The organism is Burkholderia lata, assembly GCF_902499335.1.
GTDB lineage: Bacteria > Pseudomonadota > Gammaproteobacteria > Burkholderiales > Burkholderiaceae > Burkholderia > Burkholderia lata_B.
The window spans coordinates 1-1,338 of the sequence record NZ_CABVQK010000045.1 but is presented as its reverse complement, the minus strand read 5'-3'; the positions used below and the strand labels follow the sequence as shown (position 1 = coordinate 1,338).

Below are 1,338 nucleotides of genomic sequence, written 5' to 3'. Positions count from 1 at the left end.
CGAGGCGTTCATGAAAATCGCCGCCTGCATCATTTGCTGGAGGCACCTTCAAAAATCATTCTGTTAGCGTTTCTAAGTAAAATACAGTACCTCAGCAGGCTGTTGTGAGGTTCCGATCGGCCGGACGGGATGGCAACCGTGGCGAACTGATTTCGGCGTGTGGCAGCAGTCACGGAAGAACAGGTTGTGAACCGCTCCGGGTTTGTCGGAGACCGCCGAGTTTGCCGCTATCCCGCGCGCGCGAGCAGCAACGGATTCCGGCTAATGCACACACGTGCACCGGGGATATGATCCCTTAGCCGATTGACACACCTGTTCCCGAGACTCACACATCGAGGCTAAGTACCGACCGCCATTCGTCGCCGCAGCACTTTCATCGTATTCGTCCCAGTCAAATCCGAACGAGTCAGATTGAATCGATGGCAGTGGCAAACGATAATCCGGTAACCGTGTCATCTTCTCCGGCATGGTATCCAGGAAGAGGCACCCCACTCGTCCTGGACATCCTCATTTATCCCGCCTCACGGCGGGATTTTTTTCTTGTGCTAGCGTGTCGCCATCGCGACACGTGCTTTCGGATCTGGCAGGTGACCAGCTTGCGATACAGATTCTCGAGATCCCTGCAGAACACACTCGGAACGTACAACAACAGCGCTGCCGCACGCCTTGCAAGCGTGTCTTTAGGACAGTCGGCGACTTGAGTAACCGTGACCTGCGGCGGAATTTTGTAGCCAGTCAGGCAGTGAGTCTCGCGTCGATATTATCGGAATCCAGCCAGGCTCGACGGACCGTGGCCGGAGGTTGGTAGCGGTGAGCGCTGTGGGGCCGGCGCTCGTTATAGAACTGCCGCCAGCGCTCGATGAGCACCTTGGCCTCGGCGCGGCTGCGGACCATTCGCGGTTTAGCAATTCGTCTCGCAGTTTGCCGTTGAAGCTTTCGACGAATCCGTTTTGCCATGGACTGCCAGGCGCAACGAAGGCCGGACCGATTGCAGCGTCTCGCAGCCAACGCATGACCTTGGCAGCGGTAAATTCGGCGCCGTAGTACATGCAGAATGTCAGCCATCAGGGGTAACGGGCATCCTTTGGATTTCCCGTTCACCGCCCGCCGGAGGAAACCGAAATGGCCGACTTGCTCGAAGGTGCGCTGCCCCTGAACCTTGTGGCGATCGACGTCGCCCGTTATTCGAATGCCGTGTTGATCGAGTTGTCGGACGGGAAGCGTCAGCGCTTCCGGATGACCAACAACGCTTCTGACTTTGACTGACCCTGTCTCGATTCCACGTACAGCAAGAAGTTTGATAACTTTTTGACTGTATGGAGAACAGAATGGCAGAGA

The 1,338-nt window shown here is 56.5% G+C and carries 1 protein-coding gene and 1 pseudogene; one reads left to right on the top strand and one right to left on the bottom strand.

Going from position 1 to position 1,338, the window contains the following annotated elements; all coding sequences use genetic code 11:
- Nucleotides 1-735: 735 nt before the first annotated feature.
- Nucleotides 736-1,013 (bottom strand): annotated as a pseudogene (locus BCO18175_RS40355) (integrase core domain-containing protein).
- A gap of 109 nt (nt 1,014-1,122) precedes the next feature.
- On the opposite strand from BCO18175_RS40355, the gene BCO18175_RS40350 reads away from it, so the two are divergent.
- Nucleotides 1,123-1,266 (top strand): hypothetical protein, encoded by a 144-nt coding sequence (locus tag BCO18175_RS40350; protein ID WP_174989393.1) that lies wholly within the window; start codon nt 1,123-1,125, stop codon nt 1,264-1,266.
- Nucleotides 1,267-1,338 lie beyond the last annotated feature (72 nt).